The sequence below is a fragment of the Microbacterium sp. genome (assembly GCF_046295495.1).
GTDB lineage: Bacteria > Actinomycetota > Actinomycetes > Actinomycetales > Microbacteriaceae > Microbacterium.
This window is the reverse complement of record NZ_JBKBNC010000002.1, coordinates 169,987-188,555: the sequence shown is the minus strand read 5'-3', so window position 1 is coordinate 188,555 and position 18,569 is coordinate 169,987. Positions and strand designations below refer to the sequence as shown.

The 18,569-nt window shown below is 70.9% G+C and carries 16 protein-coding genes and 2 tRNA genes; 8 read left to right on the top strand and 10 right to left on the bottom strand.

The window, feature by feature from the left end:
* Nucleotides 1-899: 899 nt before the first annotated feature.
* A complete protein-coding gene (locus ACK4LS_RS01940; RefSeq protein WP_409712540.1) occupies nucleotides 900-1,739 on the bottom strand; it encodes a DUF559 domain-containing protein in 840 nt (279 codons plus the stop codon).
* A 363-nt stretch (nucleotides 1,740-2,102) separates the two neighbouring features.
* Here ACK4LS_RS01940 and valS point away from each other — a divergent pair, with 363 nt between their 5' ends.
* The 3 genes from valS to ACK4LS_RS01925 all read left to right on the top strand — a co-directional run bounded on the left by valS (nucleotide 2,103) and on the right by ACK4LS_RS01925 (nucleotide 7,172).
* A complete protein-coding gene (gene valS / locus ACK4LS_RS01935; RefSeq protein WP_409712538.1) occupies nucleotides 2,103-4,670 on the top strand; it encodes a valine--tRNA ligase in 2,568 nt (855 codons plus the stop codon).
* A complete protein-coding gene (locus ACK4LS_RS01930; RefSeq protein ID WP_409712536.1) occupies nucleotides 4,670-4,918 on the top strand; it encodes a hypothetical protein in 249 nt (82 codons plus the stop codon). The genes valS and ACK4LS_RS01930 overlap by 1 nt, the downstream gene beginning before the upstream one ends.
* A 205-nt stretch (nucleotides 4,919-5,123) precedes the next feature.
* Nucleotides 5,124-7,172 carry a M3 family metallopeptidase gene (locus ACK4LS_RS01925; protein WP_409712534.1) on the top strand — a complete coding sequence of 683 codons (2,049 nt, stop codon included), beginning with the start codon at nucleotides 5,124-5,126 and terminating at the stop codon, nucleotides 7,170-7,172.
* 249 nt (nucleotides 7,173-7,421) lie between these two features.
* On the opposite strand, the gene ACK4LS_RS01920 is transcribed toward ACK4LS_RS01925, so the two are convergent.
* From ACK4LS_RS01920 to ACK4LS_RS01890, 7 genes are all read right to left on the bottom strand, one after another.
* On the bottom strand, nucleotides 7,422-8,753 hold the full coding sequence (locus ACK4LS_RS01920) for a DUF222 domain-containing protein (RefSeq protein ID WP_409712532.1): 1,332 nt from the start codon (nucleotides 8,751-8,753) through the stop codon (nucleotides 7,422-7,424).
* A 138-nt stretch (nucleotides 8,754-8,891) separates the two neighbouring features.
* Entirely contained in the window at nucleotides 8,892-10,160 is a 1,269-nt protein-coding gene (gene clpX / locus ACK4LS_RS01915; protein WP_409712530.1) for an ATP-dependent Clp protease ATP-binding subunit ClpX, read from the bottom strand.
* Nucleotides 10,161-10,501: 341 nt separating this feature from the next.
* Nucleotides 10,502-11,164 carry an ATP-dependent Clp protease proteolytic subunit gene (locus ACK4LS_RS01910; RefSeq protein WP_409712528.1) on the bottom strand — a complete coding sequence of 221 codons (663 nt, stop codon included), beginning with the start codon at nucleotides 11,162-11,164 and terminating at the stop codon, nucleotides 10,502-10,504.
* 23 nt (nucleotides 11,165-11,187) lie between these two features.
* Complete coding sequence (locus ACK4LS_RS01905; RefSeq protein ID WP_409712526.1) at nucleotides 11,188-11,772, bottom strand: ATP-dependent Clp protease proteolytic subunit; 585 nt, start codon at nucleotides 11,770-11,772, stop codon at nucleotides 11,188-11,190.
* Between the two features lie 78 nt (nucleotides 11,773-11,850).
* Entirely contained in the window at nucleotides 11,851-12,342 is a 492-nt protein-coding gene (locus ACK4LS_RS01900) for a tetratricopeptide repeat protein (RefSeq protein ID WP_409712524.1), read from the bottom strand.
* 197 nt (nucleotides 12,343-12,539) lie between these two features.
* Nucleotides 12,540-14,021 (bottom strand): trigger factor, encoded by a 1,482-nt coding sequence (gene tig / locus ACK4LS_RS01895; protein ID WP_409712522.1) that lies wholly within the window; start codon nucleotides 14,019-14,021, stop codon nucleotides 12,540-12,542.
* Nucleotides 14,022-14,094: 73 nt separating this feature from the next.
* A tRNA-Pro gene (locus ACK4LS_RS01890) sits at nucleotides 14,095-14,168 on the bottom strand.
* Between the two features lie 216 nt (nucleotides 14,169-14,384).
* Between ACK4LS_RS01890 and ACK4LS_RS01885 the strand changes: the two genes are divergently transcribed.
* Nucleotides 14,385-14,458: transfer RNA gene (locus ACK4LS_RS01885), tRNA-Gly, on the top strand.
* 82 nt (nucleotides 14,459-14,540) lie between these two features.
* On the opposite strand, the gene ACK4LS_RS01880 is transcribed toward ACK4LS_RS01885, so the two are convergent.
* Both ACK4LS_RS01880 and ACK4LS_RS01875 read right to left on the bottom strand, forming a co-directional pair.
* Nucleotides 14,541-14,894: a hypothetical protein gene (locus ACK4LS_RS01880; protein ID WP_409712520.1), complete on the bottom strand. Its 354-nt coding sequence runs from the start codon at nucleotides 14,892-14,894 to the stop codon at nucleotides 14,541-14,543.
* A 68-nt stretch (nucleotides 14,895-14,962) separates the two neighbouring features.
* Entirely contained in the window at nucleotides 14,963-15,508 is a 546-nt protein-coding gene (locus tag ACK4LS_RS01875; RefSeq protein ID WP_409712518.1) for a gamma carbonic anhydrase family protein, read from the bottom strand.
* A gap of 145 nt (nucleotides 15,509-15,653) precedes the next feature.
* Between ACK4LS_RS01875 and ACK4LS_RS01870 the strand changes: the two genes are divergently transcribed.
* From ACK4LS_RS01870 to ACK4LS_RS01855, 4 genes are read left to right on the top strand one after another with little or no spacing between them, the layout of a single operon-like run.
* Nucleotides 15,654-16,232, top strand: a complete 579-nt coding sequence (locus ACK4LS_RS01870) for an alternate-type signal peptide domain-containing protein (RefSeq protein WP_409712516.1) — start codon at nucleotides 15,654-15,656, stop codon at nucleotides 16,230-16,232.
* Nucleotides 16,233-16,245: 13 nt separating this feature from the next.
* On the top strand, nucleotides 16,246-16,773 hold the full coding sequence (locus ACK4LS_RS01865; RefSeq protein WP_409712514.1) for a hypothetical protein: 528 nt from the start codon (nucleotides 16,246-16,248) through the stop codon (nucleotides 16,771-16,773).
* Nucleotides 16,770-17,258, top strand: a complete 489-nt coding sequence (locus ACK4LS_RS01860) for a hypothetical protein (protein WP_409712512.1) — start codon at nucleotides 16,770-16,772, stop codon at nucleotides 17,256-17,258. The genes ACK4LS_RS01865 and ACK4LS_RS01860 overlap by 4 nt, the downstream gene beginning before the upstream one ends.
* Entirely contained in the window at nucleotides 17,255-18,496 is a 1,242-nt protein-coding gene (locus tag ACK4LS_RS01855) for a signal peptidase I (RefSeq protein ID WP_409712510.1), read from the top strand. Before ACK4LS_RS01860 ends, ACK4LS_RS01855 begins: the two co-directional genes overlap by 4 nt.
* Nucleotides 18,497-18,569 lie beyond the last annotated feature (73 nt).

Here is an 18,569-nt window from a genome sequence, read left to right as displayed (position 1 = left end):
CGATGCGCACAACCTCCGCCGGCGTCCGCCCCTCCGAGCTGACATTGCGCGAATCGCTGACCTTGCGCGCACGACCCACGCCCAGGGCGGCGCGAGTCACGGCCGCGGCCCACGCCCCGCGACGCACACAACCTCCGCCGGCATCCGCCCCTCCGGGCTGACATTGCGCGAATCGCTGACCTTGCGCGCACGACCCACGCCCAGGGCGGCGCGAGCCACCGGCCGCGGCACGGGGCGGGCAGCGGACACGGGCGCGGGCCGCGCCCCACCACGCGCACAACCTCCGCGATGCGCATAGCCTCCGCCGGCATCCGCCCCTCCGGGCTGGCATTGCGCACATCGCTGACCTTGCGCGCGCGACCCACGCCCGGGGCGGCGCGAGCCACGGCCGCCAGCCACGGCTATGGCCCACGCCCCACGGCGCGCACAACCTCCGCGATGCGCGCAACCTCCGCCGGCGTCCGCCCCTCCGAGCTGACATTGCGCGAATCGCTGACCTTGCGCGCACGACCCACGCCCAGGGCGGCGCGAGTCACGGCCGCGGCCCACGCCCCGCGACGCACATAACCTCCGCGACGCGCACAACCTCCGCCGGCATCCGCCCCTCCGGGCTGACATTGCGCACATCGCTGACCTCGCGCACGCGACCCGCGCCCGGGGCCGCGCGAGCCACCGGCGCGGCCCACGCCCCGCCCGCGCACAACCTCCGCGATGCGCACAACCTCCGCCGGCATCCGCCCCTCCGAGCTGACATTGCGCCAATCGCTGACCTTGTGCACGCGGACGGCGCCCGCCCGCCGCGGGGGCCCGCCCCGCATGCACGCCTGCGCCACGCACGCACCCGACTCGCGCGGTACGGGTCAGCGTCAGCTCGTGCGCGACGCGCGTGTCGCTGGCGGTCAGGCGCGATGCAGCCCCTGAGCCACCGCCTGCATCACCCGCTCCTGGACCTCGGGCCAACGATTCATCACCTGCTCGTAGCTGATGCGTATGACGTGGTAACCGAGGAGCATCAGAGCGGCGTCGTGGCGGATGTCGTCCGTCCGCTGCGCTCCGACGTGGTGACCGCCGTCGATCTGCACGACGAGACGATCCCCGATGAGGAAGTCGACCCGGTGTCCCTCGACCCAGACCTGCGGGCGGATCGGAAGTCGCAGCCATCGCAGGCGCGTGATGAACGAGGTTTCGAGTCCGGAATCCGCCCAGGCCGTCGCCTCTCTCGCGAGACGCCGCGCCTGACCGGTCCAGGGGAGCCGCTCGAGCATGCGACGGTCGACGAGATCCTTGTTCAGGGCGGACTCCCACACGGCCAGCGCCTCTTCGTAGGGCCGGCACGCCGCGACGGTCATGAGCACGTTCTCGATTCCGTCCTGGAGGAGATCCGGATGCCGAGGAACGATCGCTCGCTGCCAATGCACCACTGCCGCCGACGCGGAGATCTTCCCGCGCCCCGGATGCGCGACGTGCGGGCGGTCGGGATGGGTGTGCACCCACAGTCCGAGGCGTTCGGCGGCCGTGACGCAGGAGACGACGGTACCCGTCCGCGCAGCGGCGACGAGGTACTCATCGGCGTCCGGGCTCGCAATCCAGTCGCGCCGCACGCGCATCACGAGTCCGGATGCCACGGCATCCGCGATCGCGCGCCGAGGGTGTCCCTCGCGGACCAGACGGGTGGGGCGGACCACCCCTCCGACCTCGGCGGCGCGGACGGCGACGGCACGTGCGCGATCGTCGGTCATGAGGAGATGGTGCGCCCTCGCGAGGGCCTCCCGAGCGTCCCGGAACCGATCTGTGGATGACGTGCGGCCTGTGCAGCAGGGGTCGCCCGGGGTACGCGCACGCTCAGCGACGCGCACAACCTCCGCGATGCGCACAACCTCCGTCGGCATCCGCCTCGTTGAACTGACCTTGCGCACATCGCTGACCTTGCGCCCGACGCCACCCCGCCCCCCGCCCGCGCGCCCAACCCAGCCCCACCCCGCCCGCGCACCCGCCCCACACCCACCCCACGCCGCGGTCGCGCCCCGACCTCGCTATCCTGGATGCCACACCCATCAGGCACGCTCACACAGTGCCGCCCATATCGCTCGAGGAGTACCCCCATGGCCACGATTCCCGACAAGCCCGCGCTGGAAGGCCTCGAGCAGAAGTGGGACGCCGCCTGGCGCGAGCGCGGCACCTATGTCTTCGACCGGCTGCGCGCAGCCGACGCCGGTCGCCAGGGCGTGTACTCGGTCGACACGCCGCCGCCGACGGCATCCGGGAGCCTGCACATCGGCCACGTGTTCTCATTCACGCACACCGATGTCAAGGTGCGCTTCGAGCGCATGCGCGGCAAGACCGTGTTCTACCCGATGGGCTGGGACGACAACGGCCTGCCCACCGAGCGCCGCGTGCAGAACTACTACGGCGTGCGATGCGACCCCTCGCTCCCCTACGACGCCGCCTTCACCCCGCCCTTCGCGGGCGGTGACAACAAGAGCAGCAAGGCCGCCGACCAGGTGCCCATCAGCCGTCGCAACTTCATCGAGCTGTGCGAGCGGCTCACCGTCGAAGACGAGAAGCAGTTCGAAGACCTGTTCCGCGAACTGGGCCTGAGCGTCGACTGGACGCAGACGTACCGCACGATCTCCGACGATTCGATCCGCACGAGCCAGCTCGCGTTCCTGCGCAACATCGAGCGCGGCGAGGCTTACCAGGCCCTCGCCCCCACGCTGTGGGACGTCGACTTCCGCTCCGCGATCGCCCAGGCCGAGCTCGAGGACCGCGACCAGCCCGCCGCCTACCACCGCGTGGGTTTCGCCAAGACCGACGGCTCGGGCGACGTGTTCATCGAGACCACCCGCCCCGAGCTGCTGCCCGCGTGCGTGGCCCTGGTCGCGAACCCCGATGACGAGCGCTACCAGCCCCTGTTCGGCACCACCGTGCGCACCCCGCTGTTCGACGTCGAGGTGCCGGTGCTCCCCCACCCGCTCGCGCAGAAGGACAAGGGTTCGGGCATCGCCATGATCTGCACCTTCGGCGACGTGACCGACATCATCTGGTGGCGCGAGCTCGACCTGCCCAACCGCACGATCATCGGCAAGGACGGGCGGATCATCGCCGACGCCCCCGACGTGATCACGACGGATGCCGCGAAGGCGGCGTACGCGGAACTCGCGGGCAAGACGGTGTTCAGCGCCAAGAAGCGCATCGTCGAGCTGCTGCAGGAGTCCGGGGCCATGGAGGGCGCGCCGAAGCCGTTCACGCACCCCGTGAAGTTCTTCGAGAAGGGCGACCGCCCGCTCGAGATCGTGTCGACCCGCCAGTGGTACATCCGCAACGGCGCGCGCGACGCCGAGCTGCGTGAGCGCCTGGTGTCGCTCGGGCGCGAGATGTCGTGGCATCCGGACTTCATGCGCGTGCGCTTCGAGAACTGGACCAACGGCCTCACCGGAGACTGGCTCGTGTCGCGCCAGCGCTTCTTCGGCGTGCCGATCCCGGTCTGGTACGGCCTCGACGGCGACGGCGAGCGTGACTACTCCCGCGTGCTCACCCCCGACCTCGCCTCGCTCCCCGTGGACCCCACGGTGGACGTCCCCCCGGGCTTCACCGAGGACCAGCGCGGTGTCGCGGGCGGGTTCGACGCCGAGCGCGACATCCTCGACACCTGGGCGACCTCCTCGCTCACCCCCCAGCTGGCCGGTGGATGGCAGCGCGACGAGGAGCTGTGGAACCTCGTGTCGCCGTTCGACCTGCGCCCGCAGGGCCAGGACATCATCCGCACGTGGCTCTTCTCGACGATGCTCCGCAGCGCCCTCGAAGACGACCGCAGCCCCTGGTCGGATGCCGCCATCTCGGGCTTCATCGTCGACCCCGACCGCAAGAAGATGTCGAAGTCCAAGGGCAACGTCGTCACGCCCGCCGACATCCTGAAGCAGCACGGCTCCGACGCGGTGCGCTATTGGTCGGCCTCCAGCCGTCTGGGCACCGACGCGGCCTTCGACCCGCAGAATCCCACGCAGGTCAAGATCGGCCGACGTCTCGCGATCAAGCTGCTGAACGCGGCGAAGTTCGTGCTGTCGTTCCCCGTGCCCGAGGGCGCCGAGGTCACGCACGCCCTCGACGCGTCGATGCTCGCGACCCTGGATGCCGTCGTGCGCGACGCCACCGCCGCGTTCGAGGCCTACGACCACGCGCGGGCGCTGGAGATCACCGAGTCGTTCTTCTGGACGTTCTGCGACGACTACCTCGAGCTCGTCAAGGAGCGCGCCTACGATCAGTCCGACGTGGGGCAGGCGTCGGCGGCCCTCGCGCTGCGCACGGCCCTGTCGACGCTCGTGCGTCTGTTCGCTCCCGTGCTGTCGTTCGCGTCCGAGGAGGTGTGGTCGTGGTTCGAGGAGGGCTCGGTGCACACCGCCGCGTGGCCCGAGCCGAGCGGCTCAGAGGGCGACCCCGCCGTGCTCACGGCTGTGAGCGCCGCGCTCATCGGCATCCGCCGCGCCAAGACCGAGGCCAAGGCGTCGCAGAAGACGCCGGTCACCTCGCTCACGGTGTCGGGCCCGAACGTCGAGGCGCTGCGCCTCGCCGAGGGCGACCTGCGCGCCGTGGGTCGCATCGAGACCATCGCCTTCGCCGAGGGCGACACCACCACCGTCACCGACATCGTGTTCGCACCCCAGGAGGACTGATGCAGCTCGGAACCCGTTGGACCGCCCGTGAGCAGCCGCCCAAGGCCGTTCCCGAGGCGTTGCACGCGCAGATCGCCGCGGTCGAGGCCGCGCTCAACCCCGATGGGCTGAGCGCCCCCGCCCCGCGGTGGACGCTGACGTTCCTCGAGGGGCGCCCCGTCGCGGAGCTCGACACGGGCGTCATCGTGAGCCAGGATGCCGCGGGCGAAGTCGTCGTGCGCTACGACGACGACGCCGAGTTCGGGTAACCGCTCCCCGCGACCGAAGCCCGCCGGCGCCTCCGAGGTGTCGGCGGGCTTCGTCGTGTCGGGCTGGTGGCGCCGCGCGCACGGGTGCGGGTGCGGGTGCGGGTGCGGACGAGATTCACGCAGCGCAGGCGATGGCGGCGGAGGGGGCCCTCGCTCGCCGGAAGCCCTCACTCGTCCTCGTCGTCCGTGCTCGTAGGCTGGACCGATGACGGATGCCCCCAATCCCCTCCTCGCGCCGCCCGCGCTCCCCTACGACCTGCCGCCCTACGGCAGCATCCGGGCCGAGCATTACCTCCCCGCATTCCGCGCGGCCTTCGCCGCCCAGCGCGCGGAGGTCGACGCGATCACCGCCCAGTCCGACGCCCCCACGTTCGAGAACACCCTCGTCGCGCTCGAGCGCAGCGGCGAGGTGCTCGACCGCGTGGCGCGGACCTTCTACACCGTGGCGTCGGCCGACGGCACCGACGCCATCCAGGCGGTCGAGGAGCAGCTCGCCCCGCTCATGTCGGCCCATCGCGACGCCATCCAGCTGGATGCGGAGCTGTTCGCCCGTGTCGCCGCGGTGCACGCGCGGCTCGACGACCTCGACCTGGATGCCGAGAGCCGGTACCTCGTCGAGAGGCACCACCGCGAGATGTCCCTGGCCGGTGCGGGGCTCGACGAGGCGCAGAAGCAGCGCCTGACCGATCTCAACCAGCGCCTGTCGGTGCTCACCACGACCTTCGAGAAGAACCTCCTCGCCGACACGAACGACCTCGCCGTCGTGTTCGACGACGCCGCGGAGCTCGACGGTCTCAGCGAGGGCGAGCTCTCCGCCGCCGCACAGGCCGCGACGAGCCGCGGCCTCGACGGCCGGTACGTCGTCAATCTGACGTTGTACACCGGGCACCCCCTCCTCGCGTCGCTGACGAACCGTGCCAGTCGTGGCCGTCTGCTCGAGGCCTCGCGCTCGCGCGCGTCGCGGGGCAACGACAACGACAACCGCGGTGTCCTCCGCGACATCGTGCGCCTGCGCGCCGAGCGTGCGGCCCTGCTCGGCTACCCCTCCCACGCCGCCGCCGTGCTCGCCGACCAGACCGCGGGGTCCCCGGATGCCGCCCGCGACCTCTTGCGCCGGCTCGCCGTCCCCGCGGCCGCCAACGCCCGCGCCGAGCAGGACGCCCTGCAGCGGGTCGCCGATGCCGACGGCATCCGCATCGAGGCGCACGACTGGGCGTTCTACACCGAGAAGGTGCGGTCCGAGCGCTACGACCTCGACCGCTCGGCGCTGCGGCCCTGGTTCGAGGCCGAGCGCGTGCTGCGCGACGGCGTGTTCTTCGCCGCTGAGAAGCTCTACGGCATCCGGGTGAACGAGCGCCACGACCTGCAGGGTTACCACCCCGACGTGCGCGTGTTCGAGGTGCACAACGCCGACGGCAGCGAGCTCGGACTGTTCCTGCTCGATCTCTACACGCGCGACAGCAAGCGCGGGGGTGCGTGGATGAACTCGATCGTCACGCAGTCCGCCCTCCGCGGCACGGCGCCGGTGGTCGTGAACAACCTCAACGTCAACAAGCCCGCACCGGGCACGGCGACCCTGTTGACGCTCGACGAGGTCACGACCCTCTTCCACGAGTTCGGCCATGCCCTGCACGGCCTGTTCGCAACGGTGACCTACCCGCACTTCGCCGGCACAGCGGTGTACCGCGACTTCGTCGAGTTCCCCAGCCAGGTGAACGAGATGTGGATCCTCTGGCCCGAGATCCTCTCGAACTACGCGCGGCACATCGACACCGACGAGCCGCTGCCCGCCGACGTCGTCGAGCGGTTGCACGCGTCGGAGGCGTTCAACCAGGGCTTCGCCACGAGCGAGTACCTCGCGGCATCCTGGATCGATCAGGCGTGGCATGGCCTCTCCGTCGACGAGGCCTCCGCCGACATCGACGTCGCCGCCTTCGAAGCCGCAGCTCTCGCCCACATCGGTCTCGACAACCCGGCGGTGCCGACGCGCTACGCGTCCACGTACTTCGCGCATGTCTTCTCGGGCGGCTACAGCGCCGGGTACTACTCGTACATCTGGAGCGAGGTGCTCGACGCCGACACGGTGGAGTGGTTCCGCGAGAACGGCGGCCTCACCCGCGACAACGGCGACCGCTTCCGTGAGCGGCTGCTCGGCGTCGGTGGTTCGGGCGATCCTCTCGCCGCCTACCGCGACTTCCGAGGCCGGGATGCCGAGATCCAGCCGCTGCTCGAACGCCGGGGTCTCGCGGGCTGAACGCGTCGGCTCCAGGCGGGGTGTGTGAAGCCGCCGCGGGAGTCGACGAGGGCGATCCACGTGGACCAGGCGTGGGGGTGGCGGCTGCGATGCACCCGGCGGCGGGTGTCACGCGGGTGGCGGGGGCGGGCGGTGGCAGGCCGTGCGGGCACGCTCACGGCCGCGCGCGCGTGCGCGCTCCGGGGTGAGCGCGAGGGCGGGCAGGTCGACCATGCCGTCGGGCGGCGGGCCAGAGCCGCTCGACGGGGGTCAGAACGGCGCGAGATCGGGTTCCGGAGGAGAGGGGTCGTCGGGGAGGAACCTCACCGCCGGTGCGTACGGCAGAGGCTCGTCGCAGTACACCCGACCGGTCGGGCTCGTCCACTCGAGGATCCCTTCGGCGCGTTGTCTCACCGTCCAGCGGGTGAACTGCTTCTGGGTGTGATGTCGCTGGCAGAGGTGGCTGAGGTTGCCGACGTGAGTGCTCCCGCCGAGCGCGTAGTCGAGGGTGTGGTCGACCTCGGAGCGGATCGCGGGGACGGTGCATCCGGGCCACCGGCAGTGGCGATCGCGAGCGCGGAGGAATCGGTCGATCGCGGTCGTGCGATGGTACGTGTCGGTGTGCAGGACGGCGCCGGTGACCGGGTGCGTGACCACGCGATCCCACGGGACGCTCGTCGACTCCGCCAGGGTGCGGGCGGTGTCGGCGTCGATCGGTCCGTGGCCGATCAGTTCTGCCGGTTCGGCGTTCTCGCGCTGCGGGTCGAGCATCGTCAGGGCAGGCACCACGACCTGGACGCGGGCGCGGATGGCCCCCAGCGTTCCGCGTCCCTCATCGTCACGGGTGGGGTCCGCCTCGGGGGCGGCGGTGAGCAGAAGATCCGCGAGGATGTCGGCCCGCAGCTGCGCAGTCGTGCGCTCGTCGGTGGCGGACACCGCCGTGTCTCCGCGCGCGTCGACGACCGCGCGGCTCTGGTGAGTGAGGCGGTCGTATATGCCGACGGCGAGGACCGTCGGGAGCGTCGCCACCAGGTCGGACATCCCGTCTTGGCCGGTCACGATTCTCACGCAGCGGGTTTCGCGACCCCGCTGATGGCGTTCGGCGATCGTCGTCGGATACAGCTTCTCGGCAAGAACGGCCAGCCGGGAGCGCTGCCGGCCGGGGCTGAGGCCCACGGCGGTGGCGACGGCCAGGGCATCGAAATCCGCGCGCACCTCGGTCGGCGGGGGCGTGCCGACCTCGAGGATCGCCTGCACGTGGGCGCGGGTGATCGTGCCCCCCTCCCACGCGCTGAGGGTGCCGGGATAATCGTCGACCAGCGTCATGGCGCGGCCGATCTGCGTCTGCATCGAGCGGTCGGAGACACTCTCCGCCGCCGCGATCTCGGACGCGACCTCCCGCAGAGCCATCTCGGCGACCCGCGACGACACGGGCCTCTCGGCCATTACGTCGAGCGCGAGATGCCCCGCCTCGGCGAGAGCGCGAGCGCGCTGGACCTCAGCGGCGGCGACCGCCGCGCCCGCGCGGAGCACCTCGTCGAGCACCGCTGACAGGGCGCGAGGCCCGCCGTGCGGTGCTGTCGACCTGGTGTCGTTCTGCATGTGTGCATGCTACCGAGGGGGTCCGACATTCCTGGGGCCCCCGAGACCCCGATGGGGACGGATGCCGGAAGTACCGACCTGTGCAGACGACACCGCCCACGTCACGGTCGGTCGGGCACGACGCCCCGCGCTCGCGCCTCAGGCGCTGCGACGCTTCTGCGCCAGGACGATCGTCGGCTGCGCTCCGTCTTCGACCGCGGCGCGCGTGATGACGACCTTGGCGATGTCGTCGGCCGAGGGGACGTCGAACATGATGGGGCCGAGCACGTCTTCGAGGATCGCGCGCAGACCACGGGCACCGGTCTTGCGGGCGACCGCGAGGTCGGCGATCGCGCGGAGTGCGTCTTCGTCGAACTCGAGCTGCACGCCGTCGATCTCGAACATGCGCTGGTACTGCTTCACCAGCGCGTTGCGGGGCGCCGTGAGGATCTCCATCAAGGCGTCCTGGTCGAGCGGCGAAACGGATGCCACCACGGGCAGGCGACCGATGAACTCGGGGATCAGGCCGAACTTGTGCAGGTCTTCCGGCAGGGCCTCGCTGAAGAGGTCGGGGGCGTCCTCTTTGCGCTGGAGCGGAGCGCCGAAGCCCACGCCGTGCTTGCCGACGCGCGCGGAGATGATCTCCTCCAGACCAGCGAAGGCGCCGGCCACGATGAACAGCACGTTCGTCGTGTCGATCTGGATGAATTCCTGGTGGGGGTGCTTGCGCCCGCCCTGCGGCGGCACCGAGGCGACCGTGCCCTCGAGGATCTTCAGCAGCGCCTGCTGCACGCCCTCGCCCGAGACGTCGCGCGTGATCGAGGGGTTCTCGGCCTTGCGCGCGATCTTGTCGACCTCGTCGATGTAGATGATGCCGGTCTCGGCGCGCTTGACGTCGAAGTCGGCAGCCTGCAGCAGCTTGAGGAGGATGTTCTCGACGTCTTCGCCGACGTAGCCGGCCTCGGTGAGCGCCGTGGCATCCGCCACCGCGAAGGGCACGTTGAGGCGCTTCGCCAGCGTCTGCGCGAGGTACGTCTTGCCGCAGCCGGTGGGCCCGAGCAGCAGGATGTTGCTCTTGGCGATGTCGATCTCTTCGGCGCGGGCCTCGGCGGGTTGCAGGGTGCCCAGGGAGCGGACGCGCTTGTAGTGGTTGTAGACCGCGACGGCGAGGGCCCGCTTGGCGGGCTCCTGACCGACGACGTACTCCTCGAGGAACGCGAAGATCTCCCGCGGCTTCGGCAGGTCGAATTCGGCGACCTCGCCGGCCGACGATTCGGCCATGCGCTCTTCGATGATCTCGTTGCACAACTCGACGCATTCGTCGCAGATGTACACGCCGGGACCGGCGATCAGCTGCTGCACCTGCTTCTGGCTCTTGCCGCAGAAGGAGCACTTGAACAGGTCGGCGCTCTCACCGATGCGTGCCATGCCGGTTCCTCCCGTCACCCGGCCCCCGCCGGTGTGTGATCGAGCCTAACCCGAGCCCGGGCGAACGGAGGGCATTTGCGCCCGCGGCGCTGTCATGATCGCCCAGGGCGGACGCCCGGCATCCCCTCCCCTCCCCTCGCCCCGCGCGCGAGGCGCCGGGGATCGCGGGTCCGGGGTGCTCCGAGGCGACGACGTCCGACCCCTCACCCCGGTGCGCGACGCGGCGAGGCGGCTCCGCGCGTGGGGAGGGCCGTCAGCGGGGCGCGACAGGGGCGGAGTCCGCGGACACGACGATGCCCCGCAGACCGAAACGGTCTGCGGGGCATCGGCGACGCGGGGTGTCAGGCGGTCAGAGCCGCCGGCTGACGCTTGCGCGTGGTGAGGACCTGGTCGACGATGCCGTAGTCCATGGCCTCCTGGGCGGAGAGGATCTTGTCGCGGTCGATGTCTTTGTTGACCTTCGCGACGTCCTGACCGGTGTGGCTGGCCATCGTCTCTTCGAGCCAGGTGCGCATGCGGAGGATCTCCTGCGCCTGGATCTCGATGTCGGACGCCTGCCCGTGACCGGCCTCGCCCATGGCGGGCTGGTGGATCAGGATGCGGGCGTTCGGCAGGGCGAGACGCTTGCCGGGGGCGCCGGCGGCGAGCAGAACGGATGCCGCCGAGGCCGCCTGGCCGAGCACGACCGTCTGGATCTGCGGCGAGACGTACTGCATCGTGTCGTAGATCGCCGTCATGGCCGTGAACGAGCCGCCGGGCGAGTTGATGTACATGATGATGTCGCGGTCCGGGTCCTGCGACTCGAGCACGAGCAGCTGCGCCATGACGTCGTCGGCCGAGGCGTCGTCGACCTGGACGCCCAGGAAGATGACGCGGTCCTCGAACAGCTTGTTGTAGGGGTCCTGACGCTTGTAGCCGTAGGCCGTGCGCTCCTCGAACTGGGGCAGAACGTAACGGCTGGAGGGCATGTGGGCCGCGGCGCCGCCGAAGGTGGGGATGTTCATATCGGTGTCCTATTCCTCTCGCCTCAGGCCGCGGTTCCGCCGCCGCCGGTGACGTCGGTGGCGTGCTCGCGCATGTGGTCGACGAAGCCGTACTCGAGCGCTTCCTGCGCCGTGAACCAGCGGTCACGGTCACCGTCGGCGTTGATCTGCTCGACGCTCTTGCCGGTCTGCGACGCGGTGATCTCGGCGAGGCGGCGCTTCATGTCGAGGATGAGCTGCGCCTGCGTCTGGATGTCGCTCGACGTTCCGCCGAAGCCACCGTGCGGCTGGTGCAGCAGCACGCGGGCGTTGGGCGTGATGTAGCGCTTGCCCTTGGTGCCGCTGGTCAGCAGCAGCTGGCCCATCGAGGCCGCCATGCCGATACCGACCGTGACGATGTCGTTCGGCACGAACTGCATCGTGTCGTAGATCGCCATGCCGGCCGTGATCGAGCCGCCGGGCGAGTTGATGTAGAGGTAGATGTCCCTCTGCGGGTCTTCTGCGGCCAGCAGGAGGATCTTCGCGCAGATCTCGTTGGCGTTCTCGTCGCGCACCTCCGAACCGAGCCAGATGATGCGGTCCTTCAGCAGCCTGTCGAAGACGCTCGTTGCCATAAGGGGTTCGGGCATGTGTGCTCCTCTTCCGGTGATCTGCAACGAATCTACCGGCGGGTTCCGGGGCAGGATGCCGTGTTCGCCGCGGGCGGATCAGCGGGGGTTCTCGGCGATTTCTCGCGCGTATCCGGTCACCGACCGGGTATAGCGCGGCAGATGCGGCGCCAGGGCCTGAAGGGCGATGGATGCCGCCCGCTCGGACTCCCCGCTCGACACGAGCGCCAGAGCGTAGAAGGCGGCGGCCGCGTCGTGCAGGGCACCGCGGGGCTCGCGCTCGTACTCGGTCCGCAGCAGGGCGAGCGCCTCCTCGACCGTTCCCAGGTTGCGGATCGTGCTCGCGAGTTGGATGGTCGCCCGCGTGCGCCGGTCCGGGTCGAGACCGACCGTCAGGGCGCGGCGGTACAGCACCTCGGCGTCGGTCTCGAGACCGGCGGAGTCCCGAGCGCCCGCGCGCTCGAACAGCGCCTCGGCGTCGCCCTCGGGGCGCTCCGCCGCCAGCGCGTCGATGCGCCGCACCACGTCGGCGGGGTCGAGCGTCTCATCGGCCCAGACGGCATCCACTCTGATCTGCCAGTCGTCGCTCATGGGATGCATCCCTCTCGATCCGTCGAGTGTTCGGAAGACTCGCGCCTCCGGCGACGAGCCCCGGGTGTTCTGGATACCCGGCGCCGTGGACGACTCCGGGCGAGGCGTCGGGCGAGGGCGCAGCTGTGGGTTCCCGAACGGGTCGGGAACGAGAAAGGGGGCGGATGCCACGGCATCCGCCCCCCCCTCGTCAGGGCTTACTCGCTGTCAGCAGCCTTGTCGTCCGCCTTCCTCTTGGCGGGCGCGCGCTTCTTGGCGGGGGCCTTCTTGGGGGCCTCCTCAGCGGCGGGAGCCTCTTCGGCCTCGACCACGGCGTCGGCGTCAGCCGCGGCGTCGGCGATCTCCTGCGCCTCCTCGACGACCTCTTCGGACGCGTCCTCGTCGGACGTGGGCTCTTCGCCCTCGACGGCGACGAAGCCGGTCAGGTCGACGGGCTTGCCGTTCGTGTCGACGACGGTCACCTTGCCGAGCGCGATCGCGAGGGCCTTGTTGCGGGCGACCTCGCCGACGAGCGCGGGCAGCTGGTTGCCCTGCTGCAGCGCGTTGACGAAGTCCTGCGGCGCCATGTTGTACTGCGCGGCCGACTGGATGAGGTACTGCGTGAGCTCGTCCTGCGAGACCTGCACGTCGGCGTCTTCGGCGATCTTGTCGAGCACCATCTGCGTGCGGAACTGCTTCTCGCTCGCCTCGGTGACCTCGGCGCGGTGCACGTCGTCTTCGAGACGGTTCTCGCCCTCGAGGTGGGTGTGCACCTCGTCTTCGATGAGCTGCGGCGGCACGGGGATCTCGACGGCCTCGAGGAGGGCGTCGATGAACTTGTCGCGCGCGGCCGAACCCTGCGTGAACACGGCCTGCTGCGACACGCGCTCGCTGAGCGACTCGCGCAGCTCGGCGATGGTGTCGAACTCGGAGGCCATCTGCGCGAAGTCGTCGTCGGCGTCGGGGAGCTCGCGCTCCTTGACGGCCTTGATCGTCACGGCGACCTCGGCCTCTTCGCCGGCGTGCTCGCCGCCGACGAGCTTCGAGCGGAACGTGGTCTCTTCGTCGGCGGTGAGCGACTCGATCGCCTCGTCGATGCCTTCGAGCAGCTCGCCGGAGCCGATCTCGTACGACACGCCCTCGGCGCGGTCGATCTCGTTGCCGTCGATGGCGGCGACGAGGTCGAGCTCGACGAAGTCACCGGTGGTGGCCGGCCGGTCGACCGTGACGAGCGTGCCGAAGCGCGCGCGCAGGCGGTCGAGCTCGGCATCGATGCCCGCCTCGTCGGCCTCAGCGGCGTCGACGGTCACCGTGAGGGTGTCGTAGGCCGGCAGGTCGAACTCGGGACGCACGTCGACCTCGACGTCGATGACCAGGTCGCCGGAGAAGTCCTTCAGCTCGGGCAGCTCGACGATCTCGGCGTTCGGGCGGCCGATGACGCGCAGGTCGTTGGCCTCGACGGCCTGGCGGTAGAACCCGTCGAGTCCCTCGTTGACGGCGTGCTCGATGACGGCGCCGCGGCCCATGCGCTGGTCGATGATGGGCGCGGGCACCTTGCCCTTGCGGAAGCCGGGGATCTGCACGTCGCGGGCGATGTGCTCGTAGGCGTGGGCGATGCTCGGCTTGAGCTCGTCGGGCGAGACCGTGATGTGGAGCTTGACCCGGGTGGGGCTGAGCTGCTCGACGGTGCTGTTGACCATGCGGTGTGTTCTCCTCGTGTGGCCCGCGCGCACGCGGGGGCCGATCAGGCCTGTGGTCTGTGGGGCCGTTGCGTCGGGGCGACAGGATTCGAACCTGCGGCCTCCCGCTCCCAAAGCGGGCGCTCTACCAAGCTGAGCTACGCCCCGGGGCGACGCGCCGAAGCACGTTCGACGAAACGACCGGTGAAAGTCTAGTCGATCGGCCTGCGAGCCCCGGTCTCGACCGACACAGGCGGCTCGGTGCGCGAAAGACCGCGGGGCCTTCCCGCCCAGGATGGACGTCTGCGCGTTCGCAAGAGCGGTCGAGGTGTCGTAGAGTGGTGACGTCCGACTCCCTGATTCCCCCGAGAATCAGCGGTTTCCGGGGCTGTAGCTTAGTGGTAAAGCCTCTGTCTTCCAAACAGATGATGCGAGTTCGATTCTCGTCAGCCCCTCCATCTCCTGAATGCTGGCTGCTGAGCCGGCGCACGCGGGCCCGCCGCCGTCGCCGGTGATTGCGCTCCGGGCGTCTGCGCGCTGTCAGAGGAGCGCGCGGAACGACTCCGGCAATACCACGTTGTCGCCGGCACCCGCGAAGAACCCGGCGACCTGCTGCGGACGATAGCCGGCGATTCCGCACCCCACCTCGGTCACGAGGAAACGCAGCTCGGGGTGATCGGCCGCGAACGCCAGGAACCGCGCCGCCTGATCCTGGAAGACCGCGAGGCCGGACATCGTGTCGATGCCGTACGACCGGCCCTGCAGTCCCTCGCTCTGGCCCCAGACCGCGCCGAAGCGGTCGTGGGCGAACCGCGCGGCTCCGCCGCCGTGGGCTCCGGCGGCATTCGAGCCGAAGACGAAGACCTCACCGGGCGCGAGTGACGTGATCTGCATCCCGCGAGACTACGCGCGGGCTGTCGTCCGCGCTCGATCCGCGGGAGCGCGCACCCGACCGGCGGCCCTCACGAGCCGGACGCGGGGGATGCCGCCGCGTGCCGCGCCGAGTGGGTCGCATACGTCTGCGCGTTGCGGAGGATCCCCGCGCGTTCTTCGGCGGTGAGTTCGCGTCGGACCGTCGCCGGCACGCCGGCCACGAGCGAGCCCGCGGGCACGACCGTGCCCTCGAGCACCACCGCTCCCCCGGCGACGAGGCAGCCCGGCCCGATCTCGACGCCCGAGAGGACGACGCTCCCCATGCCGATCAACGATCCGTCGCCGATGGTGCAGCCGTGCACGACGGCGTTGTGGCCGACCGACACGTCGTCGCCGATCGTCACGCCGTGGCCGGCGTCGACGTGCACCGAGACGTTGTCCTGCAGGTTGCTGCGCGCGCCCACGGTGATCGCCGCGCTGTCGCCCCGGAGGACGGCGTTGTACCAGATGCTCGCCCCGTCGGCGAGCGTCACCGCCCCGACCACGCGGGCCCCGGATGCCACGAACGCATTCTCGTGCACGGTCGGCGCGGCGCCGGGCAGGGCGAGGACGGAGGCGTCGAGGGCGATCGTCATGCGCCGAGGCTAGCGCTGCCGAGGGCTACCGACGACTACCGAGAGCGCGACGGAGACGGTAGCGGGCGGGCGCGAACCGGTAGCGGTCGACGCTCGAGGACCTCTTAGGTTCGAGCCACACCCCGCACCCGCTCCAGGAGAAACCATGTCGCAGTCCACCGAAACCACCGCCCTGCCCGCCCGACGCTCGCGCCGGGGGACGGCGATCCTCGCGGTCGCCGCCGGTACCGCCCTTCTCCTCGGCGGCGGCGGAACGTACGCCTACTGGTCCACGCAGACCGCATTGACCTCCGGCCCCGTCGAATCCGGCGACCTCGACCTGTCACTCGGGACCGGCACATGGACGCTCCAGGGCGTGGTGGGTGCCGCACAGACCATCACCGACCTGACCGACGTGCGCATCGTGCCCGGCGACGTGCTCACCCTCACGCAACCCCTCGACGTGACGCTGGTCGGCGACACGATCGCCGCGGACCTCACCGCCGAGCTCGGGTCGTCCTTCACCACGGGGACGCTCGGCACCAATCTGGACGTCGTGCTGACGGTCGACTCGTTCGGCACCGCGACGGGCGCGAACACGTACCGCGTGACGCCGGCCGACAGCGGCGCCACGACGGCGGAGCTGACCATCACCTTCGACCCGACCACGCCCGACCAGGTGGGCGCGAACCAGAGCGTCGACCTCGACGACATTGCGTTCTCGCTGACGCAGGCCTCCAGCTGAACCCGGGCCGTCCATGTCGAAGCGCGACGACGACGTCCCGCGACGGCTGCGATGGGCCGCGGTGCTCGCCGCGGCGCTGGTTCTCGGAACCGGCGCCGCCGCCGCCCATGCCTCGTGGAGCAGCACCGCCGCGCTGACGGCGGGGCCGCTGGCATCCGGATCCCTCGACGTCTCGACGCAGTGGGGCACCGACTGGTCGGGATGGGTGCCGCTGTACCCGGGGAGGTCGGCCGACACCGCTCTCCTGCAGGTCACCGAGACCCGGGCCGCGGGCACGACCCTGCGGTGGCGCCTCACCGCCACGCCACGGGTCCCGGCCGACCTCTCGCCGTACGTCACGGCGCAGGTGTTCGTGGGGGCGTGCGGAAGCGGCATCCTCCTTCCGGCGAACGGCGTGTACGCGCCGGCCGGGGGTCTGGACCCCGGCGCGACCGTGACGCTGTGCCTCCGGGTGACGCTGAGCACGAACACTCCCAACGAGCGACAGGGAACGGCGATCGACCCGTTGCTGGTGATCACCGCCGATCAGGTGACCTCGTGAGAGCGCCCGCGCGGGCGTCTTTGGCGCTCGTCGCCGCGGCCGCGCTCGCGTCGGCCCTGGTCGCCCCGCCCGCCACGGCCGCGTGGCAGGTCTCGACGACCGTCTCGATCACGCCGCTGACGGCCGGCGTCTTGGCCGCACCCGCGGCGACCTGCCGGACGATCACGACCGGGACGCCCCTGGCCCGCATCTCCTGGCCCGCCGTCACCGGCGCCACGGGGTACCGGGTGGTCATCGGCAACACCACCAACACCACCACGCGCGTGCTCGTCGACGATCAGCCCGGCCTGAGCTACGACGTCACGGGAACGCTGCTCTTGACCCTGCTGACCTCGGTGCTGGGCAACCTGCTGACGGGTGGAACGGTCTACGTCACCGTCACCGCCCGCACCGGGGCGTGGACGTCGGCACCCAGCGCTGCCCAGAACATCGGCCTCTCGAACATCGTCACGGGTCTTCTCGGAGGTGTGCGATGCCGGCCGTGACGCTCCGGCGCGACCTCCGACGCTCTCGGGTCGAGCACGCGCCGCGGCGACGGGGATGGGCGCGCACGCGCGCCGCCGCCGCGACGGTGCTGCTGATCGCGGTGTCGCTCTTCGCGCTCGTCAACGTCGTCATCCCCCTGCTGATGGGGGCGCAGACCTACACGGTGCTGACCGGCAGCATGCAACCCGGGATGCCGCCGGGGACGATGATCGCCGTGCGCGACACACCGATCGACGACGTGCGCGTGGGCGATGTGGTCACGTACCAGATCCGCTCGGGGGATCCGGCGGTGGTCACCCATCGCGTCGTGGGCACCACGAGCATGACCAGAGGGGAACGGGTGCTCCTCACCCGCGGCGATGCGAACGACGTCGACGATCCCCCCGTCCGGCGAGAACAACTGCGCGGCACCGTCGTGCTGGCGGTGCCGTATCTTGGGTACCCCGCGGTGCTGGTCGGTGGAGCCGAGCGCGGCGCGGTCGTCGCGGCCATCGGCGTCGCCGTCGTCGGCTACGGCATCGCGCTGCTCGTCTGGGATGCCATCCGCGCGGGGCGGCGGAAGCCCGCGGCCGCGGTGGCGGCGCTGCTCGTCGCGATGGCCGCGGGTGCTCCCCTGCTCTCGCCCGGCGCCGCCCACGCGGCGAGCCCGACGCGCGAGACCGTCACGGGCGACGGCCCGCTCGAGCGCCTGCTGGTGAGCGACGACGGCGTGCACTTCGTCGCCGACGGCTCGGTGGTCCTCTTCGACGGCCCGAGGGCGCTCACGCCGGGGACGACGACCGACGCCGTCGTCTGGATCCGCAACGCGAGCAGCGACCCGGTCCGCGCGGGTCTGCGACTGCACGCGGTCCCCCCGTCCGCCGACCCCGCCGACGCGGCGCTCGCCGACGCCCTCCGACTTGTCGTGGGCGCCTCGCGGCTCCCACCCGGCGATCACTGGGTGAGCGGCGTCATCGTTCCCGGAGAGACCCTCCGTCTCGAGGTCGGGCTGCACATGGATGCCACGGCCGACAACGTCTCGCGTCGCGGCGAGGCCTCGGTGACCCCCGTCGTCCAGCTCACCGACGCCCCGAGCACCGCACCGGTGGTTCCCCCCGGCTCCGCCCCACCGAGCGACTCGACGGCACTGGCGTGGACGGGCCTGCGCGCGACGCCGGTGGCACCCCTCGTCGTCGCGGCTGCGGTGGCGACGATCCTCGGCATCGCCCTGCGTGTGAGGCGAGCCGAACGAAGGTAAGGATTGCCTGCTCACCGGGGATTTAGCCGAGCCTCATCTTGCTTGCGGAATGCTCCGGCGTGAGTAGCGTTGC